Below are 22,430 nucleotides of genomic sequence, written 5' to 3' on the forward strand. Positions count from 1 at the left end.
CCCCCTTACCCCTTCTTTCCCATGCCCCATGCCCAATGCCCAATGCCCATTCCCCAAAATGCCATAAAATCTTAGACAAACTGTTAAATTTATAATGTAAGAGTTTGTAATCAAATCATTATGAGCAACTCTCCTGTAACGGAACCTAAACCTAGCTACGTCAAACTCGCCATGCGGAACATGGTGCGGAAGGGTGGTACTTCCATGAAACATTTTGCTCTAACCGCTATAGGGCTTTTAGCTGTTCTTGTAGGTCTTGCTTATCTAACTCATTGATATAAAAAGCAACTGACCACTGACAACTGACCACTGACCACTGACCCCCATAACGTAAAACCAAAATTCCCAGCGCCTAGGAGATTTCGCAATTGGTGCGAGTTGAACTTGATGTACAGGATTTTTTTTACGAGTCATCCCCAAAAGAACCTCTAAATTTTGGGGATACTGATGACCGCATTATTCCTGAAACTTGGGAAAACTGGTTTAACATCTGGTTGGAAATTCTTCAGCCTCATCTTCCACCAGCACCAAGTTATGAAATAGGATTGCGGTTTACAGACGATACAGAAATTCAAGCACTGAATAGCGAATACCGCCATCAAAATAAGCCCACAGACGTTTTATCCTTTGCGGCTTTAGAGGTAGACTTTCCTCAAAGTCCGGAAATGACTGCTGACTCATTGTATCTAGGTGATATTGTTGTTTCGGTGAATACGGCAAAACGCCAAGCTCAACAGCAAGAACATAGTTTACTAACTGAGTTAGCTTGGTTAGTTGCTCACGGACTACTTCATCTTTTGGGCTGGGATCATCCAGATGAGGAAAGTTTAATCCAAATGCTAAAACAGCAAGTAATATTACTGGAGACAATAGGTATTGATGTTGACATAGAATATTAAAGATTTTTATGTCTGTAAGTGTTTATAATACTTCTGTAGAAAATTATCTCCAAGTTTATTGCACTATTAAAATCAACAAGAATTCCCAGTTTACCTACTCTACTATTTTATTTTTAAGCTTATGTCCCATCAAGTTTCCCCTCCACCCACGCCAAACCAGCTACCAACACTGGTAAATAAGGAAAGGGAAATGTCCTGGCAAATTGCTTCTAATTTATTTGTGAGTTTTAAGTATGCCTGGGCTGGAATCAGTTATAGTTTCCAAACTCAACGTAACTTTCGTATCCATATAAGCGTTGGTGCTTTAGCGATCGCCCTGAGCGTTTTTTTACACCTGCAAGCCATAGAAATCGCCATCATCGGGATCACGAGTGGTTTAGTTTTGGCATTAGAGCTACTAAATACAGCCATTGAATCACTTGTAGACTTAACAGTAAAGCAGACTTACCATGATTTAGCAAAAATTGCTAAAGACTGTGCTGCTGGCGCTGTGCTTGTCTCTGCTTTAGTAGCAGTGTTGGTTGCAGGTATACTGTTGCTGCCGCCATTAGTAATTTTAATTACGTCAAACTTCTATGGTTGATTGTGCCAATCTTTCTGATAGTATTTTCGTAACTCATCAGCTTTCTAGAAATCTTATCTAAACTTCAGGTAGCCCATATAGTTTTTATATCTAAATAATTTTAGTTAATTAATTAATTGATCACGTTTACAGTGATTCTAATCCTGACTTTTCACGGCATCTGGAAAGCCTCTCTCTCCTAAAAGGAGAGATTTTGAATTTTCCCCCTTCCCGCGTCGGGAAGGGGTTAGGGGGTTAGGTTTTTGGTTGACTTTTCCACATAACGTGAAAAGCAGATTCTAATCTGGTGACAATTAAGCACAATGGTTATGAGTGATAGAAACCAGGAGATTAACTGTGATTATAGTCATCGATAATTACGACAGCTTTACTTATAATTTAGTGCAATACTTAGGAGAACTGGCGGCAGAGTTTCCCGTAGCATCAGATATTCAGGTTTTTCGCAACGACAAAATATCTATAGAGGAAATTAAAGCATTAAATCCAGAGGTGGTAGTCATTTCTCCTGGGCCTGGTCGTCCTGAAGATGCTGGAATATCCCTAGATTTGATTCAACAGCTGGGAAAAAATTTACCAATTTTGGGCGTATGTTTAGGACATCAAAGTATTGGTCAAGTATTTGGTGGTAAAATCGTCTCTGCTCCAGAGTTAATGCATGGTAAAACTTCTCAGGTGTCTCACACTGGGGTGGGGGTTTTCCAGGGATTAGAAAATCCTATGATTGCCACCAGATACCATAGTTTGGTCATTGATCGCCAAACTTGTCCCGATGTGTTAGAAATTACGGCTTGGGTTGAAGATGGCACGATTATGGGAGTACGACATCGGAACTATCCTCACATTCAGGGTGTCCAGTTTCACCCAGAGAGTGTTCTCACATCATCAGGAAAGCAGTTATTACGAAACTTTCTGGAACAATTACAGTCGAGAGAGTAATTAATGAAACGACGACAGTTGATGGGCTATGCTGGGGCGGGATTAGTCACAGCTCTAGTTACTACATTAGGTTCTCACTCTGAAGCTGATGCACAATCTAGTGGTTTATCAGTTCAGTGGTTAGGTCATACTTGCTTTTTGTTTACTGGTGGCGGGGTAAAAATTCTTGTCAATCCATTTCGGACGGTTGGTTGCACTGCTGGTTATCGTCCACCGAAAGTTACAGCAGATTTAGTATTGATAAGCAGTCAACTACTAGATGAAGGTGTAGTCGATGGACTACCAGGAAATCCCAAACTAGTATATGCACCCGGAGTTTATGAGTTCAAAGATATTAAGTTCCAGGGAATCGCCATAGACCATGATCGCAGAGGCGGTAAACAGTTTGGCACAAATACCGCCTGGAGTTGGAAGCAAGCAGGAATTAATATTTTGCACTTAGGGGGAGCTGCTGCACCAATTTCCATTGAGCAAAAAATTCTCATGGGTCGTCCCGATGTGGTGTTTGTTCCGGTAGGGGGTAGCGCCAAGGCCTACAATGCCCAAGAAGCAAAGCAGGTGTTGGAGGTATTAAATCCCAAACTGGTGATTCCGACTCACTATCGCACACAGGCTGCTGATGCGGCTACGTGCGATATCTCACCAGTAGATGACTTTTTGACATTAATGCAAGGCATCACAGTGCGCCGCAGTAATAGTGACACTGTTACTATTAACTCTGGTAAATTACCAGAAAGTACTACGATTCAGGTTCTGAGTTATAAGTTTTAATACAATTCTTTAAAAGGGAACAGGGAACGGGGAAGAGGAAACAGAAAAGAAATTAGCCCCAAAGTCAAATCAAGCCCCTCTTTAAAATAAAAAATGCAAAATGCAAACAATAATTTTGCATTTTGCATTTTTCAAGAAGTAAATACTTTGAGGATAGCTGCTGTTCTAGACCGTAACATAACGTGAGTTCGACAAGTCTTATTTGACCTCTCCCCCAACCCCTCTCCGTGTCGGAGAGGGGAGCAAAAAGCTGAATTTTTCGTTGCTCCTCCCTTTCCGTTTCGGAGAGGGAGAGGTTCATCGAACTCACGTTAACATACTTGTTCTGGTAGAGTCCCTTAATGTTGTGTTCCGTTCAGGTCTACAGAATCACAGCTTGCGTCTCAAAGCATATCTTTGGGAGTTAACAACAACCAATTAACTCCTCAGACAAGCTAAAAACCTGATTTTTAAGCAGTGTACCATTCTGGGCCTAGTTGCTCTTCTGCGGCTATGGGAGTTTCAGTCGCTTTTGTGCCATCCATAGTCCAAATCTTGTCAGCACTTGTTGTCTGGTCGCGCCAGTAGATGTCGGTCTTGCCATCACCGTTATAATCACCAAAAGATGGTGTCAAACCTGGATTATTACTCGGCAAGAAAGCTTCAGAAGTGACTGTTGTACCATCCATTAACCAAGCAGTATTCTCACCAGTGGTTTGATTATGCCAGAAGATGTCAGTTTTGCCATCACCATTGAAGTCGCCAATATTAGATGTCCAGGACGAATCAAGTGCATTGACAGCACCTTCGGTGACAAGGATGCCATTCATTGTCCAAATCTTGTTCTCACCTGTCTCAGCGTTTCTCCAGAGAATGTCAGTCTGAAGGTCGCCGTTGAAATCACCAAGGGTATAATTCCAGCCTGGGTCTTGGGATTGTAGAGTAAATTCACTCTTCTGGGTGCCATCCATGAACCATACTTTGTTTTCACCCGTTGTCTGATCACGCCAGAAAATATCACTCTTGCCATTGCCATCAAAATCAACAATAGCAGGAGTCAATGTTGTACTTGTATTATCTAGAACTGTTGCACTAACAACTGTTGTGCCATCCATTTGCCAAATAGCGTTCTGACCTGTTTGAGCATTATGCCAGAAGATATCGGTCTTGCGATCGCCATCAAAATCTCCAATACTAGAAGTCCAACCTGGATCAACTTTGTCTAAGGGAGCAAAATTAGCAACTCTGGTTCCATCCATGAGCGCAATGTTGTTTTCACCAGTCGTCGTATTCCGTAGTAAGAAGTCAGTTTTGCCATCATTGTTAAAATCAGCAATTTTGTAATCCCAAGAAGATAGATCAAATTGTCCCAGAGAACCTTGTTCCATAACTCTGGTACCATCCATCAACCGGACTATAATCTCACCAGTTTGAGTATTAACCCAAAGCTTGTCAGCTTTACCATCACCGTTGAAATCAGGAACAATTGCTGCACTAGTTAAGTAAGGATTTGGGTTAGGGTTTGCTTGTCCTATCAAAGGCTGTGGAATTGGCACAGTTGATAATGCCGATGAAGAACTACTACTTACTAGGGGAGAAACATCTAATTTTTGCAAATCATTACCATAATTGACCAAACTTTGTGATTTTTCTAAGGATATATCAAATGTACTGGCTGGTGAGGAATTTTGATTGGCAAACATGGTGTATTTTTATGACTGGTTGTCATAAAGGTTTTAGCTTTTTTATCGAATATCTTTCTGTCAATGAATAACATTTGTAGAATGTTTTTTATTTCTTTATAAGCATTTTTTATTTATAAAAATCAGCATATTCTTACATTTGGTAATCGATTAATTTTTACTTAGTATCCAAAGACTATTAAGTGTTGAAATGAAAAATCAAAGATTGCTCACATTGATGGATTTTTATTAATTCAAAAATCAATAATTGAACATATTTAATCTGAACATTTGCATCTGAAATCTATAAAAATCATCAACTCAAACCAGTAAAAAAAGACATAATTATTTTGTGCAGTTTCAGTTATTACTGAACCTAATATTAAAAATTACCAATAGTTGTTTTGTGAGATAAATAGGAAAATATAATTACATGGGATAACTCAACCCATGTTAATTAATGTAAAAAATATTGAAATTTTCTTGTAATGAAAGCTCTAGTTCTACTTTGTAAAATAGCTACGCTTACCACCTTTGTTCACACCATAGAGCTTCTGCCGTTACTATAAACCCTTTATCTTTAATTATTTACGCTGATCTACGCAAAGAAGGCAGCGTAAATAATTGTCATTTGTGCTACTTTGCAAAAGTTTGCTACAAGTATTGTTGTTTATGACTGTCATAATTTAAACAATTGCATTTCAACAACCAATGGTGAACTCTACCCTTGTTGCCACACTCTATGTCAACCCTGTTACAGGGAATGATACCAATGCTGGTTCACGGTTGAGTCCGTTCAAAAGTCTTACCCGTGCTTTAAAAGCAGTCAAAACACCTGCGATGATTCAGCTAACACCGGGAACTTATAGTACCGTTAATGGTGAGGTGTTTCCACTCATTATCCCTGTGGGGATTGTGGTAGTGGGTAATGAAGCCAACAAAGGTGCAGAAATTGTAATTTCTGGAAGCGGCGAGTATCAAAGCCCTAGCTTTGGTGTGCAAAATATTACACTACTGTTACAAGGTGATGCCAGTCTCAAAGGTGTGACGATCACTAACCCTGTAGCTAAAGGCACTGGTGTTTGGATTGAGTCAGCAGCGCCTAATGTAGCTAACAATATTTTGAATAACTGTGGTCGGGAAGGAATATTTACGACTGGCAACGCTAAACCCGTAATTATAGATAATGTGTTCGTGCAAAACGCTGCCAGCGGCTTGATGATGGCACGTAATAGCAAAGGTGAAGTGCTGCGGAACGCATTTGCTAAAAATCCTTTGGGTATAGCAATTAGTGACTTTGCGGCCCCTTTAATCGCTAATAATAAATTGTCAGATAACCGTTCAGCGATCGCTCTTTCTCGTGATGCGCGACCTGTACTGCGTCATAATCTGATTACCAACAATACCCAAGGTGGGCTATTGGTGAATGGCAACTCAGTTCCTGATTTAGGCAGCAATCAAGACGCAGCGGGGAATATTTTTCAGAATAATGGCGAATTTGATTTACAAAATGCCACATCCGGGCAACTAATTTCAGCCGGCAACCAGTTGAATCCTGCGCGAGTTAAGGGGCGTATAGATTTTATTACTGCCATCGAAAATAATCCCATAACTATATCAGGCAGTGCCAGTTTTTCTGACTTGATTGGACATTGGGCTGCGGCTTTTGTAGAAGCGTTAGTAACTAAAGGGGCGATTAGCGGCTTTCCCGATGGTAGTTTCGGCCCGGATGCCCCCATTACTCGTGCCCAATATGCTGCTGTCGTTACCAAAACTTTTCAGCTACCTAATATAAATAACTCCAGTAAATTTACAGACATTAAACCTGACTTTTGGGCAGCATCAGCTATTGCCAAAGCTGCTGAAATGGGTTTTATTAGTGGTTTTCCTGATGGGACATTTCGACCAGGGCAAAATTTGACTAAGGTACAGGCAATAGTGTCTATTGTGAATGGCTTAAAGCTCAGTGGGGGTAATCCTAATGTTTTAACTGTATACCGCGATCGCGCCCAGATTCCTAGTTACGCTACCAATGCCGTAGCAGTTGCTACTCAAAAACTATTAGTTATCAACTATCCTCAAACAGAAAAATTAGAACCTTTGCGGGATATAACTCGTGCTGAGGTGGCAGCATTAATTTATCAGGCATTAGTAGGCAATAGCCAACAAAAAGCGATCGCCTCACCTTATATTGTTAATCCCAATGCTGATATTCCTTCTTTTACTGACATTGTGGGACATTGGGCAGAACTATTTATTCGCGCATTAGCTAGCATGAATTTAACTCATGGTTTTGCTGATGGTAGTTACCAACCAGATAAACCCATGACTCGCGCCCAGTATGCAGCTTTAGTGGCGGTTGCCTTTAACCCCATTGCCAAACGCCCAGCCCCCGATTTTACTGATGTCCCCAAAGATTTTTGGGCTTATAATGCCTTACAAATTGCGGCTAGCGGTGGCTTTGTCAGTGGATTTAGCGATCGCACCTTCCGCCCCAATCAAAATGTGCAACGGCTCCAGGTGATTGTTTCTCTAGTTAATGGACTAGCTCTACCAGCATCCGATAGCAACGCCTTACTCACCTACACTGATAGCAAATCCATTCCTGACTATGCCCGGAAAGCTGTAGTGAGTGCTACACAGCAAAAAATTGTTGTTAATTATCCAGACCCCAAGCAGCTTGTACCTACAAGAGAGGCAACACGCGCTGAAGTAGCAGCAATGGTTTATCAGGCATTAGTTGCTATTGGACGAACACAAAATATTAATTCACCCTATATTGTTTCGACACCTAACAATTGACCAAGTAGAATGAAAAACACTCGCTCTCAACCTGGAAACTCTTGGTAACAAATCCTATAGCTCAAAACACGTTAGGCTATAGGCGATGGGTCGAAAACTTATACCTATTGCCGCAAGCCAATAGTCCCATGTTAACACCAGCTCCGGAAACCTCTGCCGAATTGGCAGCAGCCTTATTAGTTCACTATAGTTTTGACCTCAGTGGCCACAGCGCCAGTGAGCTAGTTAACCGTTGGCAAAGTCAATACCCTATTGATTGGTTACATTTGGCAGTAATTGAGGCCTTGTATCAAGGTCGCTACAAAGGAATTTCAGTGCAGCAAATCTTAGCCTTTTGGCTGCGGCGGGGTCAGGCGACCTATCATTTCAATATGGAATTTGAACGCTTGATTTGTAGCAAATTTCCTGAAAGCTTAACCGCGCTGACTGCACCGGTACTACCTCCTGTAAAAAAACACATCGCGTTTGAGAAAGTAACCAATTCTCAATCGTTGCCAGTCACAGATGATCTCTCACCTGATTCAGTTGGTAATGGGTACGTGCAGAGCCAGACTGCAACCTTACAACTAAAAAATAGAGCAGAACAGGAGAAACGAGTTGAAAATATTTTGGCATCTTCAACTTTGAGTACCGTTACTACTGGAGAACAGCAAAAACTCAGTTCGCAAGAAATCAAGTCTTTATTGCAAAATTCTCCTCAACAAAAACTGTTGGCATCTGCTGCCAATCATCCGCCAATCGGACAGTTTACCCCAGAAACAAGCGATCGCGGTGACTCATTCACATCAAAGCTCAAAGCTATATCTGGCGATAACCCATAGCCTCTGAATGAAGTTGCTCGTAGTTGCGTGGAAGCGGGCGTTATTAAGGTTTGCTGTAGTAGAGATACGATTGTAGTAGGCTGATGCGAGTAGTCCAATAAAAGTTTGATGATCTCATGCAGCCACTTTCTCATCGTGTCGCACTCATTACCGGGTCAACATCAGGAATTGGTCTTACCATTGCAAAGCGCCTTGCTATGGCAGGAATGACCATTGCGCTTCATTCAAAATCTTCAGTAGAAGCAGGAACAGCCCTTGCGGCTGAATTAGGAAATGCCAGCTATACTCAAGCTGATCTTGCAAACGAAGTTGAGACTCGCAATCTCATTCATCAAGTTATTAACCATCATGGTCGCCTTGATGTGATCATCAACAATGCAGGAATCAACGAAGTTATTCCCCATGCCGATCTCAAACAAGCAACACCAGAAATTTGGGAAAAGCTATACAAAGTTAATGTTATTGCACCTTGGGTATTGATTAGCGAGGCAGAAACTGCCTTACGTGATAGTGCTACAGAGGAACACCCAAGTTGCATCATTAATATCAGTTCTCATGCTGGTGTTCGTCCAAAAGGGGCATCTATTCCTTATGCAGTAAGCAAAGCAGCGCTGAATCATTTGACACGACTTCTTGCTGTTGCACTTGCTCCAACAATTCGAGTCAACGCGATCGCTCCGGGTTTGGTTGAGACACCGATGACTGCTGAATGGGTTGCTGCTAAGGAACTTTGGCAAAACCGCGCCCCCATGCGCCGTGGAGCTAAACCTGAAGAGATTGCTGATATTGCGATGATGCTGGTTGCATCAGATTACATCACTGGTGAGGCGATCGTGATTGATGGAGGCTTAAATTTAACTTAATTTAGCGATAAGTTTTAGCCAAGGTTAAAAGTCTTAAGAAAAAGTCTTTTGTTTTCCCATTTTATTAATTAGGCCTTGCTGAAAAATAGGGAATATCACTATTTCAATATGGGATTGCATGATTTGGTGTTGATAAAAAATACGCGAGGTTAATTAAAGCCTCCGGCGTACCGACGGCGGCTATACTTAATTTGAATACGAATCTACTCACTCAAATATGGAGCGCCTAACTCATGACTCTGATGTCACGAGTGTGCGCCTTGTAGAAATCAACATCAATATCAATGAAAATAGTGGCAAAGATGACGCTGATGTTAGCCAATTACTCTGAGATCAGGCAATTCGAGTTACCTGCTGATTCACACGAGGACGGCCAAAGCGCTCCCAAGCACTACCTCCTCGCAAAAATAGTTCTAAGAAGCGTAATGGCTGTATTGAGTAGCCAACTGACCAACCGGAACTACCAGCAGAAAAGGCCAGAGTTCCTTCAGGCACCTTGAAACTGCCATCAGAATACACTGCATCACTGACCACATCTCCAATTCGGATTACGATCTTGGTTTCTGGCTCTAAGTTCAGCGTATGCGCCCCAATAGTTGTTTTGATGTTGCCATAGCCATCAATCCAGGCAATTCGGTCTGGTGGGACATCTGGAATTTGTTCACTTTTAAGGCTATCTCCCAGAAGGCTGAAATCTTCACCCATAATGGCAGCCGCCGCCGCAGGAAACACATCCCGTGAACGAAACTGCGAACCACCACGAGAAACATTGACTACTCGCAACTCCTTGGTATGGTCTTTGATAAAGGAGAGGGTGTAGCCTGCAAAGACACCCACTACTTTTACACCATTGGGTAAAAGGGCATAGGTTAGTCCTTCGCCTTCATTGTCTCGACGGGCTTGTAAATCATCCTGACGAGGCGCACAATTGTGATAGATCAGCCGTTCACTAGGGCCTGGGTTCAGTCCCAATTGGGCAATCCAAAAACCTGTTGCTAAGGTACTGAATGGTGGAACCGAAAGCAAATGAATTTGGGCATAGGGAAAAGCAAGAAGCAGACGTTGGGTGACTTCAGTAAATGCCGGATCTCCTGTACCGTAGTCTGCAATGACGGAGATAAACATTTTGCCCTCCAGGGAATGGGTAGTAATTGGCAATTAATAGTCAGGAAATGGGTGGTGTTCAAACGCTCCAGTAAATCTGCCTTATCAGCAGTCTAGGTGTGTTCTTGATTCTATGCAAGGCTCTTAGACAAAGATAAGCACAAGGCAATTAGCTGTCACGCATCTAAGTTATACCTCTTTTCGTATGGACTGTTAATTGTTAAGGGAAGTTTTAGTCAAGATTAAAATTCTTAAGAAAAAGTCTTTTGTTTTACCATTTTATTAATTAGCGATTAATATCGATCACAAATAATAAATTTTATCAACATGTTCACAGCATTGGTTACAGGAGGCGCAGGATTTATCGGCGCTAATTTTATTCTTTTAGCCAGAAATAAGCAATGGTTAAATGTAGTTAATTTAGACAAGTTGACTTATGCCAGTAATCTGCAAACCTTAGCAGAACTCCAAGATGATATTAACTATCATTTTGTCCGCGGAGATATTGGCAATGTCGAGCTAGTAAGTTATTTACTAGAACAGTATCAACCAGATGCAATAATTAATTTTGCTGCGGAAAGTCATGTTGATCGTTCTATCTTAAGTCCACAAGAGTTTATCCAGACAAATGTTTCAGGAACATTTAATTTACTAGAAGCAAGTAGATTTTATTGGCAAAAGTTATCATTACAAAAACAGCAGCAATTTCGCTTTTTACATGTATCAACTGATGAAGTATACGGCTCACTTAACTTAAAAGATCCAGCTTTCCGAGAAGACACACCTTATGCACCTAATAGTCCTTATGCAGCATCTAAAGCAGCATCTGATCATTTTGTGCGAGCCTACTATCACACCTATGGACTACCAACTTTAACAACAAATTGCTCCAATAATTACGGGCCACGTCAGTTTCCAGAAAAATTAATTCCTTTGATTATTCTCAATGCTTTAGATTATAAACCTTTACCTATATATGGAGATGGACAAAATATCCGAGATTGGCTTTATGTTATTGATCACTGTGAGGCTATTTATTTGGTTCTACAACAGGGCAAAATTGGTGAAACCTACAATATCGGTGGACTCAATGAGCGAGCAAATGTGAATGTTGTAGAAAAAATTTGTGCCATCCTAGATGAGTTGGTTCCTAAATCTGATTTCAATTACTCTTCTTTGATGACTTTTGTTAAAGACCGTCCTGGTCATGATAAAAGATATGCCATTGACTGTAGTAAAATTAAGCGTGATTTAGGTTGGCAACCCCAAGAAAATTTTGATAGCGGTTTATTAAAAACAGTTCAATGGTATCTCAGTAACTCGTACTGGGTGAATCAAGTGCGCTCTGGAGCTTATAAAAATTGGCTAAAACAAAACTATGAAAATCGGAAATCTTAGTACTTCACATTAACAGTAATTTTAATTTATTAAAGAGTGCATCATGAAAGGTATTATCTTGGCTGGTGGTTTTGGTACTCGTCTTTATCCATTAACTCATGTTATCAGTAAACAACTGATGCCTGTTTATGACAAACCAATGATTTACTATCCTTTGTCTGTACTAATGTTGGCTGGCATTCGGGAAATTTTAATTATTTCTACGCCTAGTGATTTACCGTTATTTCAAAGATTATTAAAGGATGGTAATCAGTGGGGTTTAAAGTTTAGTTATGTTGCACAAGCAAAGCCTGAAGGTTTAGCTCAAGCTTTTATCCTGGGCAAAGATTTTATTGCTAATGATCCAGTATGTTTAATTTTGGGTGACAATATTTTTTATGGACATGGTTTGACAGAAGTATTGAATCGGTCTGCCAAATTGAGCCAAGGTGGATTAGTATTTGGCTATCAGGTGAAAGATCCTCGGCAATATGGTGTAATCGAATTTGACGTAAATGGGTATGTAATTAGTATAGAAGAAAAACCTCAAATTCCTAAATCTAAATATGTAATTCCTGGTATTTACTTTTATGATACTCAAGTCGTAGAAATTGCTTCTAATCTCAAACCTTCTGCTCGCAACGAGTTAGAAATTACTGATTTAAATTTAGCTTATTTGCAGCGTGGTCAACTGCAAGTAGAACTTTTAGGAAGAGGATACGCTTGGTTAGATACTGGGACGCACGAATTTTTACATCAAGCGAGTAGCTTTATTCAAACTTTAGAAGAACGGCAAGGGTTAAAAATAGCTTGTATAGAAGAAATTGCTTATCATCAAGGATATATTGATTCTTGTCAACTTCAATATTTAGCTGAATCTATGGCTAAGAGTAGCTATGGTCAATATCTAATGAATATTCTAGAAAATGAGCAAGAATTGCCAATAATGCAACAGCTTAATGGGCTAGAAGCTAGGAGCTAGGGAAATGTACCTCATCCAAATGAAATATGCTGCCTGCATATAGCAGTCCTAAATGAGTTACGAACAAAAAGATCCTTGACTTCTTGAAGAAGTCGGGGATCTGAGCCTCTTGATGTTTGCAAGTCAAATAGGATTACTATATCTAGCGAATAATGTTGTAGTAAAACGGGTATTTTAATGAATATTAAACACACAAAAATTCATGATTTGTTAGTGATTGAGCCACAAATTTTTGAAGACGATCGCGGTTTTTTTTATGAAAGTTATAATGAAAGAGTTTTTTTAGAAACGGTAGGTATTTCGGAACATTTTGTCCAAGATAATCACTCCCGTTCTAGCAAAAACGTACTACGTGGTTTACACTATCAAATTCAGCAACCCCAAGGAAAATTAATACGAGTAGTATCAGGTACAGTCTTTGATGTAGCTGTAGATTTGAGAAAAAGTTCCCCAACTTTTGGTCAATGGGTAGGTACAAATCTCACCGCTGAAAACAAACGACAATTATGGATACCAACAGGCTTTGCTCATGGTTTTTTAGTACTTTCAGAATACGCTGAAGTTTTGTATAAAACGACAAATTACTATGCACCGCAGCATGAACGTACTATATTATGGAACGATCCTAATTTAGCGATCGCCTGGCCAATTCAAACAGAACCTATACTTTCTACTAAAGATAAAGTTGCTAAGTTGCTGCAACATGCAGAGGTATTTGCATGAAAATCCTGTTGACAGGTGTCACTGGACAGGTGGGTTGGGAGTTGCAACGCACTCTCATGACTTTAGGTGAAGTAATTCCTGTAGGACGCAGCCAGCTAAACTTAGCTCAACCAAATACCATTCCCCACATTATTCGAGAAATCCAACCCGACTTAATTATCAATTCTGCTGCTTACACAGCGGTGGATAAAGCAGAATCAGAACCAGAATTAGCAATGACCATTAATGGTGTTGCTCCTGGTATCATAGCCGAGGAAGCAAAGCGATTGGGTGCAGCGATAATTCACTATTCCACAGATTATGTATTTGATGGCGCAAATACAATTCCCTACACAGAGGAAGATCAACCCAACCCACAAAACACCTATGGTAAAACCAAACTAGCAGGGGAAGAGGCGATCGCATCTGTAGGAGTACCACATTTAATTTTACGTACTAGTTGGGTATATGGGTTGCGAGGTAAAAATTTTTTATTGACTATGCGAAAGCTGGCTCAAGAAAAAGAAGAAATTAAAGTTGTTAATGACCAAATTGGCGCACCGACTTGGAATCGTGTAATTGCTGAAGCCACGGCACAGATTTTATCTCAGTCTCGACAGGATGTATCTAATTTTTTTGCTGACAAAGGTGGACTTTATCATTTAACAGCCAGTGGAGCAACTAACTGGTATGAATTTGCCCAAGCAATCTTTACTTATGATGTCCAAGATGATAAACGCAAATTACAGAAGTTGATAGCAATTACTTCTAAGGAATATCCTATAGCAGCTATCAGACCAGCATATTCTTTACTAAATAGTCAAAAACTAACTAATACTTTTGGGCTAATTCTACCAGATTGGCAAAAAAGTTTAGAGTTAGTTTTGGCTATGAATAATTGATACTTTGTTTATCCCTCTTTTATCACTTTGGGAGAACCCAATCGCTGAAAGCCTTTCGAGGCTTTAATTTCTAAGTTTTGGCTATAAATTTTAGTTACTGTTAGAAAATAAAGCCTCAAAGCTTGGCTCAATCAAAGTTTCAGAATATTGCTTCGATTATTGTTTTCCGAGAGTGACAGAACAGGGTTATAGCAGGGAACAGGAGACAGTAAGGGTTTTCACCTTCTGTCTTCTGCTATATCTTAAATTTCAGCTACTGCTCGTTCAATCAAGCGGCGTGCCAAAGTTTGTGTGCCTGTGTGTTCATAGTAATTCGTTGCCATATCAAGGAATGCTGCGAGGTAATCTAACTTGTCATCAGCAATTTCGACAAAACCTTGCAAGTGATTGACGACCTTTTGGGGCGTTAAATTATTGCCAGCAACTAGCCCACTCATCCAACCTTTAACTGAATCAAAACTTTCGCCGATGAAGTTAAGTTTACTACTGGCATTATTACCTGGTATTGCATCTTGGATGCCTTTGAAAGTCGAGTTATTTTCTAAATCTTGGGGATTGGTCTGATTCAATGCGGATATAGCTTTGCTAATAAAATCTGGGCCTAAAGGGATTAAACCATCAACACAAACTAACGCCACCATCCGAATTAGTGACTCACCACTATACTCACCCAAGGAAGCCACAAAATCCCCAATACTATCTCCAGGAATACCGTTGATTTGACAAAAAGCTACTAATTCAGCGACTACTTTCAATGATAAATCAATGGTTTGAGCTTTGTCTGGTTTAGGAGTGACAGAATTTAAAAAACCCAAAAGGGGAATTTTTTCACCAACTTTGTTAGCTAAAGCTGCTGCACCAAGGACTTTATCTGTACCATCAACGGTTTGATAAAGCCACATCGCTCGTTGATATCCTTGGGAGCGATCATTGTAAAGATAAATCGCTCGTTCGCCAATTTGCTGGATTAAATCTTCGTCGGTTTCACCAGTAACGGTCTTAATAGTGTTGACAAAGCCTACAGTATTTTGCCACTCACCAGGAGCAACAAAATCGAGAGAATTCAACATAGAAATGGTCAAGCCGCTGGTTGGTAGTTCATCAACTAACTCAAAAATTGATTTGCTCACAAAAATCTCGCTTATTTAGGGTTTATTATCTTAATGACGGCATTGCAGTTTATTTGAGTTTAGCTAGACCAGCTAGGTTAAATTTCTTGATCCAATCTGCGCGATCGCTAGCGGTAAATGACGAATCGCGAGAAAGTACTTTTACTTGGTATTTACCTACCAAAATTGCAGTCTGTGTCTTACCTACTTCAACCGCTGGATAACCAGCAATTTTTTTGGTGCTGTTCGAGAATTTTGCTGCCGCAGTAGGTGTACTGGTAGTATCAGAAATCGCTAGCGTGGCTAATTCTTTGCCATCTTTTTTCAATTTCGCTTCGGCAAAACCTTTTTTCTCTTGGGTAAATACTTGCTGGTAGCCAGCTTGATTAGATGGGAATAATTTATTAAATTTCTCACCTTGAGTGGCTTGTTTAGCAACTGCTTGACCACTTTTTTGTTGGCTACTTTCCTGTTGCACCTGGTCAAAACGTCCTGGTGTTTTTGGAGTACAGGCTGTAATTAGCAGTACGACAGACAGTAAAAAAGCAGCCAAAATTTTATGTCCACGGGTTAAAATCATCTTTGGTTTCTCTTTGTACTTGAACTTTGAGGCAATTATCTGCGCTGTTGGCGGTTTTGGCTGGAAAAATTTATTATTTGATAATACTCATAAGGCACTCTGTTGGCTTTGCCGACTTGTAGGAAGTGCCGCCCAATTCGACAGGAGGTAGTGTGACCTCAACTATAGATGCTCTCTGGCTCAGTCGCCCCTCCATAGAAGTTGCACCCACACTAATTGGTTGTACGCTTGTCCGTCAAATGCCAGATGGATTAATTATGCGGGGTCTAATCGTTGAAACTGAAGCTTATATGCCTGATGACCCTGCTATGCACGCCTATCGCGGTCGCACTAAGCGAAATCAAGTAATGTTTGGGCCTGCGGGTAGGGTATATGTGTATCAGATATACGGCAGTTATTACTGTCTAAATATTGTGACTGACCAAGATCAAGTCGCGAGTGCTGTTCTCATTCGTGCCCTTCAGCTAGAGAGCATTCCTCCTTGGATTCCATCTCCCGACCAACTAAAGCCCCATCGAATTGCTGCGGGGCCAGGAAAGCTCTGCCGTGCCCTGATGATTGATGTTACGTTGAACAATACACTACTTCAACCGGGACAAGCACTATGGTTGGAACACCGACATTCTCAGTTCCAACAACAGCTCGAAGAAGGTCATTTGAGCTTAATACAAACCCTTCGTATCGGCTTGACCAAAGGCGTAGACTTACCTTGGCGTTGGTACTTGTCTAATTGTCCTGCTGTATCTAAAGTACACAGAGGTGCTGACCTAGGTACAGCACGACGGAAATAGAAACGGTACTAATCCGCTCTGAATATGGAGCGGATTTCGTTGGTTCAGAATATACTTACTTCGCCTGTGTATATCTGTATAAGTCAACCAACAAGCAATTAGCTAGCTACAACTTCAATATCAACTTGCGCCGTGACATCAGAATGCAATTTAATTTCGGCTTTATAAGTACCCAGGTGGTTGATATCAGGAATGGTAACACCGCGCCGATCAATTTCTTGACTGGTAGCTGCTTGAATTGCATCTACGACATCTTGAGTAGTGATAGTACCAAAAATTGCTTCATTTTCACCAACTTGCTTGGCAATTTGTAAACTACCAACTTTTTCTAAAGCGGCTTTTTGCTCTAAAGCTTGTTGTTTTAGTTCTAACTGCCGCTGACGTTCTTGCTCACGACGGCGTTCTACTTGCCTGAGAATACCGGGAGTGGCATGAGTTGCCAACTTCTGGGGAATCAGATAATTACGAGCATAGCCGGGAGCTACATCCACTAAATCGCCAGATTTACCTAGCTTGGTGATATCTTGATTTAAAACTAACTGTACGCGTTTCGCCATTGTTTTCTGTTTTTCCTGTAAAATCTCATTAAGTTGGGTTTGGGCAGGATAGCTCACATTATGTATAGCTATATCCCTAGTAGCTTGGTCTATACCCTAAAGCTTACAGATCCTAGCGAAAGGCAGGGGGCGATCGCAACTATTTCGTGCCAGAAAGTCTGACAATAGTGTGAAACTGTTGCCTTTGTTTGTTTATGAGAAAATCTTAGGCCTTTTAGATTAAGGCAATTAGTAACCATCCTGTCGCTTTGCTTAGAAATCTTCATGGCGTGGATTTGCAGAGAATACATTTTTTAGTAACTCTTCTGCCATTCTTATAGGATGTTTGGTTTCATGCTTTTTTAGTTTGCCCATAGTCTCATGTAATTCACCCCATAATTGCCAAGCATTCTTTGAAAAGTGACACCAGCCAAGGAGATCAGCGCAGGTTAATAACCGATAAAAATCTGATTAAATTTTTACAACTTACGACAAAAGCTTTAAATAAATCATATCTGTGATCAAAAATTGATGATTTTTATCAAGTATTAAGAGTTATCATCAATACCAAGGAATAATTTAAAACTTGCAAAAACCGAATTAATGTTAGTGAACTATTCTAGAGTTTACACTTCGGAGCAAGGCTGTCCCATTAATTTGGTTGGCCAAACGGGACAAGCGGTGCAGATTTCCATTCATTCTCCCAGTCAGTATATCTGTGCCAACTGCGAACGGGTATTACCAGATTGGAAACAGCAACCTTTTTTATGGGTTGTGATTGTCTTACAGCAATCACGATGTCAGTTAGTTAAAAGTACGGTAGAAGCAGAAGAAGAAAAAGAACACCTACGGGAAAAGTTTATGAAATTTGGCTGCGATTTAGCATTTAATTTACGCGATCGCGGTTATCTAGCAGACCTGATAGATCCTCGCACTGGCTATCCTTTACTGTCTCATCCTGGAGCAATCCCCCATAACGATACAGCAGTTGTCAAAGCGTTACTCAAATATCCTGTAATTAAAAACAAATGCTGTGTATTAGTACATCCTACTTGGGGAACAGCAGTTTATCCTAGTATTTTGATATCAGAAGCGCCCCCAATCATCATTGAATCAGTTACTAAAGATATAGCACCCTTGCATGGGTGGAAAGAAGTTAGTAGTTAGTTGTCAGTTGTCAGTTGTCAGTTGTCAGTTGTTTGTCCCTTCTCTCATCATCATATATGTTGAAAGTGGGGTAAAAAATGGTTATACGAAGACCTATAGCAAAACCTATTTTTCTAGATAATTTGCTTTTGGAAGCTCAGACAGTCGAAGCTTTTAACGGTGAAGTTAGCTACTTCCCTCTGATGAATGGACGCTACGAAGTCAAGCCGGGGATGATGCCTTTTGGCTCTTGCTTGGGTAATAATGAGGCTGATGGGCAGGTATTTCAAATTGATGAAAATTTTAAACATTACCGCCAGATGAAGCTTTTAGCTCGTGCTGAACGGTTGAGTAAATATTATCAAACAAGCAACTATTCTCAGGCTGTAGCTGGAGCAGTTGCTTGTTTAATTATTAATCGCCTTACCCAAGAACACCCACAATACTTTGACTGCCAAAAATCAACTGCTAATACCTACAAATTTCACAGTTACCTCACTCAAGAAACACTGTATCTAGATGCAGACTGGCAGTTACAGCAAGTCGAAACCCAAAATAATTTAGCTGTTCCAGTTTATGCGTCTATCTTGGATGCTCTAGCGGCACAGATACAAGAAGACTTAACTGTAATCTGTCGTTCTCAGGATGGTAGCAACTGGCTGAGTGCGGTTCATCTGTGCTATCCCAATCACTGGTCAGCCGAAGCCAAAATTGGTCAAGACTTTGCGGCGATACATGCACCTGTGGCAGGCATGGAAAAAATTAATCGGCGTGCAGATGCGATCGTTAATACTATGATTGACAGGGAACCAATGGTGCGCTTTGCTTGGGGTTTAAGTACCGATACCCGCCTTAATCACCATCCAAAAGCGCCGCCTCAACTATCAGTTAGTCAATGGCATGGTAGAAGCTTTGATTCACAGCATCCCAGACTTTACCTGCGAATTGAGCGACAGGTAATTTGGGGATTACCAAAGCATGAAGCAGCGCTGTTTACTATTCGGACATATTTTAGAGATTGTAGCGTGATTAAAAAAGACTCAATGCTACGGTCTAAATTGTATACCGCAATTGAGTCTATGACACCGGAATCTTTAGTTTATAAAGGCTTGGTAGAAAGCAAAGCTAGTATTTTGCAGTGGTTAGCTGACGATTAAAGTATTAAGACCAAGAATCTAAATCTAGGGATTGCATTCCTCTGCTTTGGACAAAATCTAGCATACTTCCCAACTGCAACCAAACCAACAAACAAGTCAACAACCCTAGGGGTAAAGCAACGCCTAAAGCTAGAGAAGAAGGAAAGCCAAATATTTGTAAACCCGAATAAAGAAACAGAAAAATACCACTAGTTATGCCCAGAAATGGTACTAATAACTGTTTTAAAAAAGAACGGGTCTGAGAATTTTCTTGGCGATCGCTAGACCATTTCTGTACAATTACTTTCAAAGTTCCAGATAAGGCCACACCAGAAGTTAAGGCGATGAAAAACCCCATAATTAGTAAAAGATATGGCGGTTGCAGAGGGAAATAGTACATAAAACTCCTGGTTGTGATTAAATTAATTGTTATTTACTGACTGGTTTTCCGTAAAAGCAGCTAGGGATGTAGCTTTGGGAAGAATCGTCGCTACGCCTTCTCTAGATAAATCTGTCAACATGCCAATCGCTACATTCAATAAACGATTTGGCTGGATATCATCTTTAACTAAATTCCACAGGCGTTGCACTTCTGCGGTGTGGAGTCGGTCATCTTCGGTCAGCGCTAATACCAACTGTCGCCGTAGAAATTTGCCTTCATCAGACAGCAAATATTGCAAACCCATCTTGGCGGTGGGTACAACATCAAAGTTGCCATCAGTACGAGCGATTTCAATTAAATTCTCTAAGCGTTGCCACTGGAATTTACCATCTTTGAACAACACATTGAGTAATCGTCGCCGCAATGCTGGAGATTCTCCTGTCAACAACCGCCGTGCTATGTAGGGATAACCCACTTCGATAATTTTGAAATTAGGGTTGAGGCTGAGGGCGATGCCTTCTTGTGTCACTAAAGAACGAATAATTAAAGCGAACTTGGCGGGAACGCGGAAAGGATATTCGTACATCAGTTCCGAGAACTCATCGGTAACGGTTTTGAAGTTAAAATCACCGACGTTTCTACCAATCGCATTTCCCAGCACTGACTCTAAAGCCGGGACAATTGGACAAATATTTGTGTCTGGAGTCAGAAATCCCAATTTTACAAAGTCTTTGGCTAAATCTGTGTAGTCTTTGTTGACTAAGTGTACTAAGGCATCCACCAGTGTTTCTTTGGTGGTTTCTTCTAATTGATCCATCATGCCAAAATCAATGTAAGCCATGCGACCATCGGGTATAGCAAACAAATTGCCGGGATGGGGGTCGGCGTGGAAGAAACCGTGTTCTAGTAGCTGTTGCAAACCTGAGGTGACACCAATTTTAATAATCTCCTCTGGGTCTAAACCTGCTTCACGGATGCGTGTAGTATCTGTTAGTTTGAAGCCGTTAATCCATTCCAGGGTTAAAACGTGGGTATTCGTGTAGCGCCAGTAAATACTGGGAACTTTGACTTGTAGGTCATTGCGGAAATTGCTAGCAAATTTTTCCGCGTTGCGACCTTCATTAATATAGTCAATTTCCTCAAATATTTTTGTGCCAAATTCATCCACAATCAAAGTGAGGTCGTGACCAAGATTTAGAGGCAACCAAGGAGCTAACCAACTCGCAGCCCAGCGCATCAAATACAAATCAAGTGTGATGACCGGGCGTAAGTGGGGGCGCTGTACTTTGACTGCTACTTCTTCCCCAGTAACTAAACGACCACGGTATACTTGACCCAAGCTAGCAGCTGCCACTGGGGTAGGCGATAATTCACTAAAACATTCGGGAACTGAACGATCTAACTCCGCTTCGATAATTCTATAAGCGATCGCACTATCAAAGGGCGGCAACTGGTCTTGTAACTTGACAAGTTCTTCTAGAAAATCTTTACGTATCAGGTCAGGCCGGGTAGAGAGGGCTTGACCAACTTTAATGAAAGTGGGGCCTAGGCGGGTGAGCAGTTCTCGTAACTGGGTGGCACGTTTACCCTTATTCTGCTCAACTTGATTTTGCCATTCGTCCCACTTTAGACTCAAAATAAATCCAGCAAAAGACCAGATAATTCTCAACAAGCGTCCCCAAGCAAGCCAGGGACGGTAACGATAGTGACGAGCGATGTCGTCTGGGTTGTAGCGCCTTAGCTGAGCAGGTTGATACTGACCCACGCCTTTTTTTGCCTCTTCAACTGGGAAATTTACATTTTTGTTTGTATCCAAACTTGCAAACTAGTTGTAAGTCTAGATTATCGATAGCTTTTTATAAAAAACTATTAAAGTTTATCGACTTTTGGATAGTATTGACGGCGAATTGGCCGACCTTACTGTCCAAAATTTTTTTATCTTTTTCTTAATTATACTTTATAAAAGTACAACTATTTCCTATAACTTTTATGAAGGATAAGTTACAGTAGTGTAATTTTGTTTTGATTGCAGAGATTGCGATCGCTTACATTGGAGTTATTCTCAAGATAGTCATGCAGCCAGTTACAACCGCGTACCAGCAGTTGCTCTAAATTTTCCACAGGCCATAACCGAGCTGTATGATCGTCAGCAGCGGTGGCAATGTACTTACCATCAGGACTGAAACTCACACTTCTAACTGCCTTGCGATGCCCTTGGAATTGAGCAACTTGTTGCCCATTCAGGTTCCACAACCGGGTTGTACCATCGTCCGCAGCAGTGGCGATGTATTGACCATCAGGGCTAAAACTCACACTCCAGACAGTGCCTTGATGTCCTTGGAATCGA

At 40.9% G+C, this 22,430-nt stretch carries 23 protein-coding genes; 15 read left to right on the plus strand and 8 right to left on the minus strand.

Annotation, left to right across the window (positions count from 1 at the left end; genetic code table 11):
• The first annotated feature begins 120 nt into the window (after nucleotides 1-120).
• The 5 genes from I8751_RS12250 (at nucleotide 121) to I8751_RS12270 (ending at nucleotide 3,189) form a co-directional block, all read left to right on the plus strand.
• Nucleotides 121-276 carry a DUF3285 domain-containing protein gene (locus I8751_RS12250; RefSeq protein WP_214439434.1) on the plus strand — a complete coding sequence of 52 codons (156 nt, stop codon included), beginning with the start codon at nucleotides 121-123 and terminating at the stop codon, nucleotides 274-276.
• Nucleotides 277-371: 95 nt separating this feature from the next.
• Nucleotides 372-899 (plus strand): rRNA maturation RNase YbeY, encoded by a 528-nt coding sequence (ybeY, locus tag I8751_RS12255; RefSeq protein WP_214439476.1) that lies wholly within the window; start codon nucleotides 372-374, stop codon nucleotides 897-899.
• Between the two features lie 121 nt (nucleotides 900-1,020).
• Complete coding sequence (locus I8751_RS12260) at nucleotides 1,021-1,482, plus strand: diacylglycerol kinase family protein (protein WP_214439435.1); 462 nt, start codon at nucleotides 1,021-1,023, stop codon at nucleotides 1,480-1,482.
• Between the two features lie 336 nt (nucleotides 1,483-1,818).
• Nucleotides 1,819-2,418: an anthranilate synthase component II gene (locus tag I8751_RS12265; RefSeq protein ID WP_214439436.1), complete on the plus strand. Its 600-nt coding sequence runs from the start codon at nucleotides 1,819-1,821 to the stop codon at nucleotides 2,416-2,418.
• Between the two features lie 3 nt (nucleotides 2,419-2,421).
• On the plus strand, nucleotides 2,422-3,189 hold the full coding sequence (locus tag I8751_RS12270; RefSeq protein WP_214439437.1) for an MBL fold metallo-hydrolase: 768 nt from the start codon (nucleotides 2,422-2,424) through the stop codon (nucleotides 3,187-3,189).
• Nucleotides 3,190-3,638: 449 nt separating this feature from the next.
• Here the strand turns inward: I8751_RS12270 and I8751_RS12275 are convergent, their stop codons facing one another.
• Nucleotides 3,639-4,871: an FG-GAP repeat domain-containing protein gene (locus I8751_RS12275; protein ID WP_214439438.1), complete on the minus strand. Its 1,233-nt coding sequence runs from the start codon at nucleotides 4,869-4,871 to the stop codon at nucleotides 3,639-3,641.
• A 690-nt stretch (nucleotides 4,872-5,561) separates the two neighbouring features.
• Between I8751_RS12275 and I8751_RS12280 the strand changes: the two genes are divergently transcribed.
• The 3 genes from I8751_RS12280 to I8751_RS12290 all read left to right on the plus strand — a co-directional run bounded on the left by I8751_RS12280 (nucleotide 5,562) and on the right by I8751_RS12290 (nucleotide 9,336).
• Nucleotides 5,562-7,652 carry an S-layer homology domain-containing protein gene (locus tag I8751_RS12280; protein WP_214439439.1) on the plus strand — a complete coding sequence of 697 codons (2,091 nt, stop codon included), beginning with the start codon at nucleotides 5,562-5,564 and terminating at the stop codon, nucleotides 7,650-7,652.
• A 128-nt stretch (nucleotides 7,653-7,780) separates the two neighbouring features.
• Entirely contained in the window at nucleotides 7,781-8,473 is a 693-nt protein-coding gene (locus I8751_RS12285) for a hypothetical protein (RefSeq protein WP_214439440.1), read from the plus strand.
• 116 nt (nucleotides 8,474-8,589) lie between these two features.
• Nucleotides 8,590-9,336 carry an SDR family NAD(P)-dependent oxidoreductase gene (locus I8751_RS12290; RefSeq protein WP_214439441.1) on the plus strand — a complete coding sequence of 249 codons (747 nt, stop codon included), beginning with the start codon at nucleotides 8,590-8,592 and terminating at the stop codon, nucleotides 9,334-9,336.
• A 333-nt stretch (nucleotides 9,337-9,669) separates the two neighbouring features.
• Here the strand turns inward: I8751_RS12290 and I8751_RS12295 are convergent, their stop codons facing one another.
• Entirely contained in the window at nucleotides 9,670-10,461 is a 792-nt protein-coding gene (locus I8751_RS12295; RefSeq protein WP_214439442.1) for an SAM hydrolase/SAM-dependent halogenase family protein, read from the minus strand.
• 306 nt (nucleotides 10,462-10,767) lie between these two features.
• Between I8751_RS12295 and rfbB the strand changes: the two genes are divergently transcribed.
• From rfbB to rfbD, 4 genes are all read left to right on the plus strand, one after another.
• Complete coding sequence (rfbB, locus tag I8751_RS12300; protein ID WP_214439443.1) at nucleotides 10,768-11,838, plus strand: dTDP-glucose 4,6-dehydratase; 1,071 nt, start codon at nucleotides 10,768-10,770, stop codon at nucleotides 11,836-11,838.
• Between the two features lie 43 nt (nucleotides 11,839-11,881).
• Entirely contained in the window at nucleotides 11,882-12,799 is a 918-nt protein-coding gene (gene rfbA, locus I8751_RS12305; RefSeq protein WP_214439444.1) for a glucose-1-phosphate thymidylyltransferase RfbA, read from the plus strand.
• Nucleotides 12,800-12,976: 177 nt separating this feature from the next.
• Nucleotides 12,977-13,522, plus strand: a complete 546-nt coding sequence (gene rfbC / locus I8751_RS12310; RefSeq protein WP_214439445.1) for a dTDP-4-dehydrorhamnose 3,5-epimerase — start codon at nucleotides 12,977-12,979, stop codon at nucleotides 13,520-13,522.
• A complete protein-coding gene (gene rfbD / locus I8751_RS12315; RefSeq protein WP_214439446.1) occupies nucleotides 13,519-14,403 on the plus strand; it encodes a dTDP-4-dehydrorhamnose reductase in 885 nt (294 codons plus the stop codon). The genes rfbC and rfbD overlap by 4 nt, the downstream gene beginning before the upstream one ends.
• A 242-nt stretch (nucleotides 14,404-14,645) precedes the next feature.
• Here the strand turns inward: rfbD and I8751_RS12320 are convergent, their stop codons facing one another.
• Nucleotides 14,646-15,533 carry a hypothetical protein gene (locus I8751_RS12320; RefSeq protein WP_214439447.1) on the minus strand — a complete coding sequence of 296 codons (888 nt, stop codon included), beginning with the start codon at nucleotides 15,531-15,533 and terminating at the stop codon, nucleotides 14,646-14,648.
• 49 nt (nucleotides 15,534-15,582) lie between these two features.
• Nucleotides 15,583-16,092 (minus strand): hypothetical protein, encoded by a 510-nt coding sequence (locus I8751_RS12325; protein WP_214439448.1) that lies wholly within the window; start codon nucleotides 16,090-16,092, stop codon nucleotides 15,583-15,585.
• A gap of 152 nt (nucleotides 16,093-16,244) precedes the next feature.
• On the opposite strand from I8751_RS12325, the gene I8751_RS12330 reads away from it, so the two are divergent.
• Complete coding sequence (locus tag I8751_RS12330; protein ID WP_214439449.1) at nucleotides 16,245-16,883, plus strand: DNA-3-methyladenine glycosylase; 639 nt, start codon at nucleotides 16,245-16,247, stop codon at nucleotides 16,881-16,883.
• Nucleotides 16,884-16,981: 98 nt separating this feature from the next.
• On the opposite strand, the gene rplI is transcribed toward I8751_RS12330, so the two are convergent.
• On the minus strand, nucleotides 16,982-17,440 hold the full coding sequence (rplI, locus tag I8751_RS12335) for a 50S ribosomal protein L9 (protein WP_214439450.1): 459 nt from the start codon (nucleotides 17,438-17,440) through the stop codon (nucleotides 16,982-16,984).
• A 582-nt stretch (nucleotides 17,441-18,022) separates the two neighbouring features.
• On the opposite strand from rplI, the gene I8751_RS12340 reads away from it, so the two are divergent.
• Together I8751_RS12340 and I8751_RS12345 are read left to right on the plus strand one after the other, a co-directional pair.
• Nucleotides 18,023-18,586 carry a methylmalonic aciduria and homocystinuria type D protein gene (locus I8751_RS12340; protein WP_214439451.1) on the plus strand — a complete coding sequence of 188 codons (564 nt, stop codon included), beginning with the start codon at nucleotides 18,023-18,025 and terminating at the stop codon, nucleotides 18,584-18,586.
• A gap of 77 nt (nucleotides 18,587-18,663) precedes the next feature.
• A complete protein-coding gene (locus I8751_RS12345; protein ID WP_214439452.1) occupies nucleotides 18,664-19,722 on the plus strand; it encodes a heme-dependent oxidative N-demethylase family protein in 1,059 nt (352 codons plus the stop codon).
• Between the two features lie 4 nt (nucleotides 19,723-19,726).
• On the opposite strand, the gene I8751_RS12350 is transcribed toward I8751_RS12345, so the two are convergent.
• From I8751_RS12350 to I8751_RS12360, 3 genes are all read right to left on the minus strand, one after another.
• Entirely contained in the window at nucleotides 19,727-20,101 is a 375-nt protein-coding gene (locus I8751_RS12350; protein WP_214439453.1) for a hypothetical protein, read from the minus strand.
• Nucleotides 20,102-20,123: 22 nt separating this feature from the next.
• Complete coding sequence (locus I8751_RS12355; protein ID WP_214439454.1) at nucleotides 20,124-21,848, minus strand: ABC1 kinase family protein; 1,725 nt, start codon at nucleotides 21,846-21,848, stop codon at nucleotides 20,124-20,126.
• A gap of 236 nt (nucleotides 21,849-22,084) precedes the next feature.
• The coding region (locus I8751_RS12360; RefSeq protein ID WP_214439455.1) for a WD40 repeat domain-containing protein at nucleotides 22,085-22,430 on the minus strand (346 nt) is incomplete at its 5' end.

The sequence above is a fragment of the Atlanticothrix silvestris CENA357 genome (genome assembly GCF_016056295.1).
In the GTDB taxonomy this organism is placed as follows: Bacteria; Cyanobacteriota; Cyanobacteriia; order Cyanobacteriales; family Nostocaceae; genus Atlanticothrix; species Atlanticothrix silvestris.

What these genes read in the sequence shown, in the direction of transcription:
- I8751_RS12340 (WP_214439451.1), top strand. Translation starts at nt 18,023, where the DNA reads ATGTTAGTGAACTATTCTAGAGTTTACACTTCGGAGCAAGGCTGTCCC.
- I8751_RS12275 (WP_214439438.1), bottom strand. Translation starts at nt 4,871, where the DNA reads ATGTTTGCCAATCAAAATTCCTCACCAGCCAGTACATTTGATATATCC.
- rfbC (WP_214439445.1), top strand. Translation starts at nt 12,977, where the DNA reads ATGAATATTAAACACACAAAAATTCATGATTTGTTAGTGATTGAGCCA.
- rfbA (WP_214439444.1), top strand. Translation starts at nt 11,882, where the DNA reads ATGAAAGGTATTATCTTGGCTGGTGGTTTTGGTACTCGTCTTTATCCA.
- I8751_RS12260 (WP_214439435.1), top strand. Translation starts at nt 1,021, where the DNA reads ATGTCCCATCAAGTTTCCCCTCCACCCACGCCAAACCAGCTACCAACA.
- I8751_RS12280 (WP_214439439.1), top strand. Translation starts at nt 5,562, where the DNA reads ATGGTGAACTCTACCCTTGTTGCCACACTCTATGTCAACCCTGTTACA.
- rfbD (WP_214439446.1), top strand. Translation starts at nt 13,519, where the DNA reads ATGAAAATCCTGTTGACAGGTGTCACTGGACAGGTGGGTTGGGAGTTG.
- I8751_RS12270 (WP_214439437.1), top strand. Translation starts at nt 2,422, where the DNA reads ATGAAACGACGACAGTTGATGGGCTATGCTGGGGCGGGATTAGTCACA.
- I8751_RS12325 (WP_214439448.1), bottom strand. Translation starts at nt 16,092, where the DNA reads ATGATTTTAACCCGTGGACATAAAATTTTGGCTGCTTTTTTACTGTCT.
- rplI (WP_214439450.1), bottom strand. Translation starts at nt 17,440, where the DNA reads ATGGCGAAACGCGTACAGTTAGTTTTAAATCAAGATATCACCAAGCTA.
- rfbB (WP_214439443.1), top strand. Translation starts at nt 10,768, where the DNA reads ATGTTCACAGCATTGGTTACAGGAGGCGCAGGATTTATCGGCGCTAAT.
- I8751_RS12250 (WP_214439434.1), top strand. Translation starts at nt 121, where the DNA reads ATGAGCAACTCTCCTGTAACGGAACCTAAACCTAGCTACGTCAAACTC.
- I8751_RS12290 (WP_214439441.1), top strand. Translation starts at nt 8,590, where the DNA reads ATGCAGCCACTTTCTCATCGTGTCGCACTCATTACCGGGTCAACATCA.
- I8751_RS12285 (WP_214439440.1), top strand. Translation starts at nt 7,781, where the DNA reads ATGTTAACACCAGCTCCGGAAACCTCTGCCGAATTGGCAGCAGCCTTA.
- I8751_RS12350 (WP_214439453.1), bottom strand. Translation starts at nt 20,101, where the DNA reads ATGTACTATTTCCCTCTGCAACCGCCATATCTTTTACTAATTATGGGG.
- I8751_RS12345 (WP_214439452.1), top strand. Translation starts at nt 18,664, where the DNA reads ATGGTTATACGAAGACCTATAGCAAAACCTATTTTTCTAGATAATTTG.
- I8751_RS12295 (WP_214439442.1), bottom strand. Translation starts at nt 10,461, where the DNA reads ATGTTTATCTCCGTCATTGCAGACTACGGTACAGGAGATCCGGCATTT.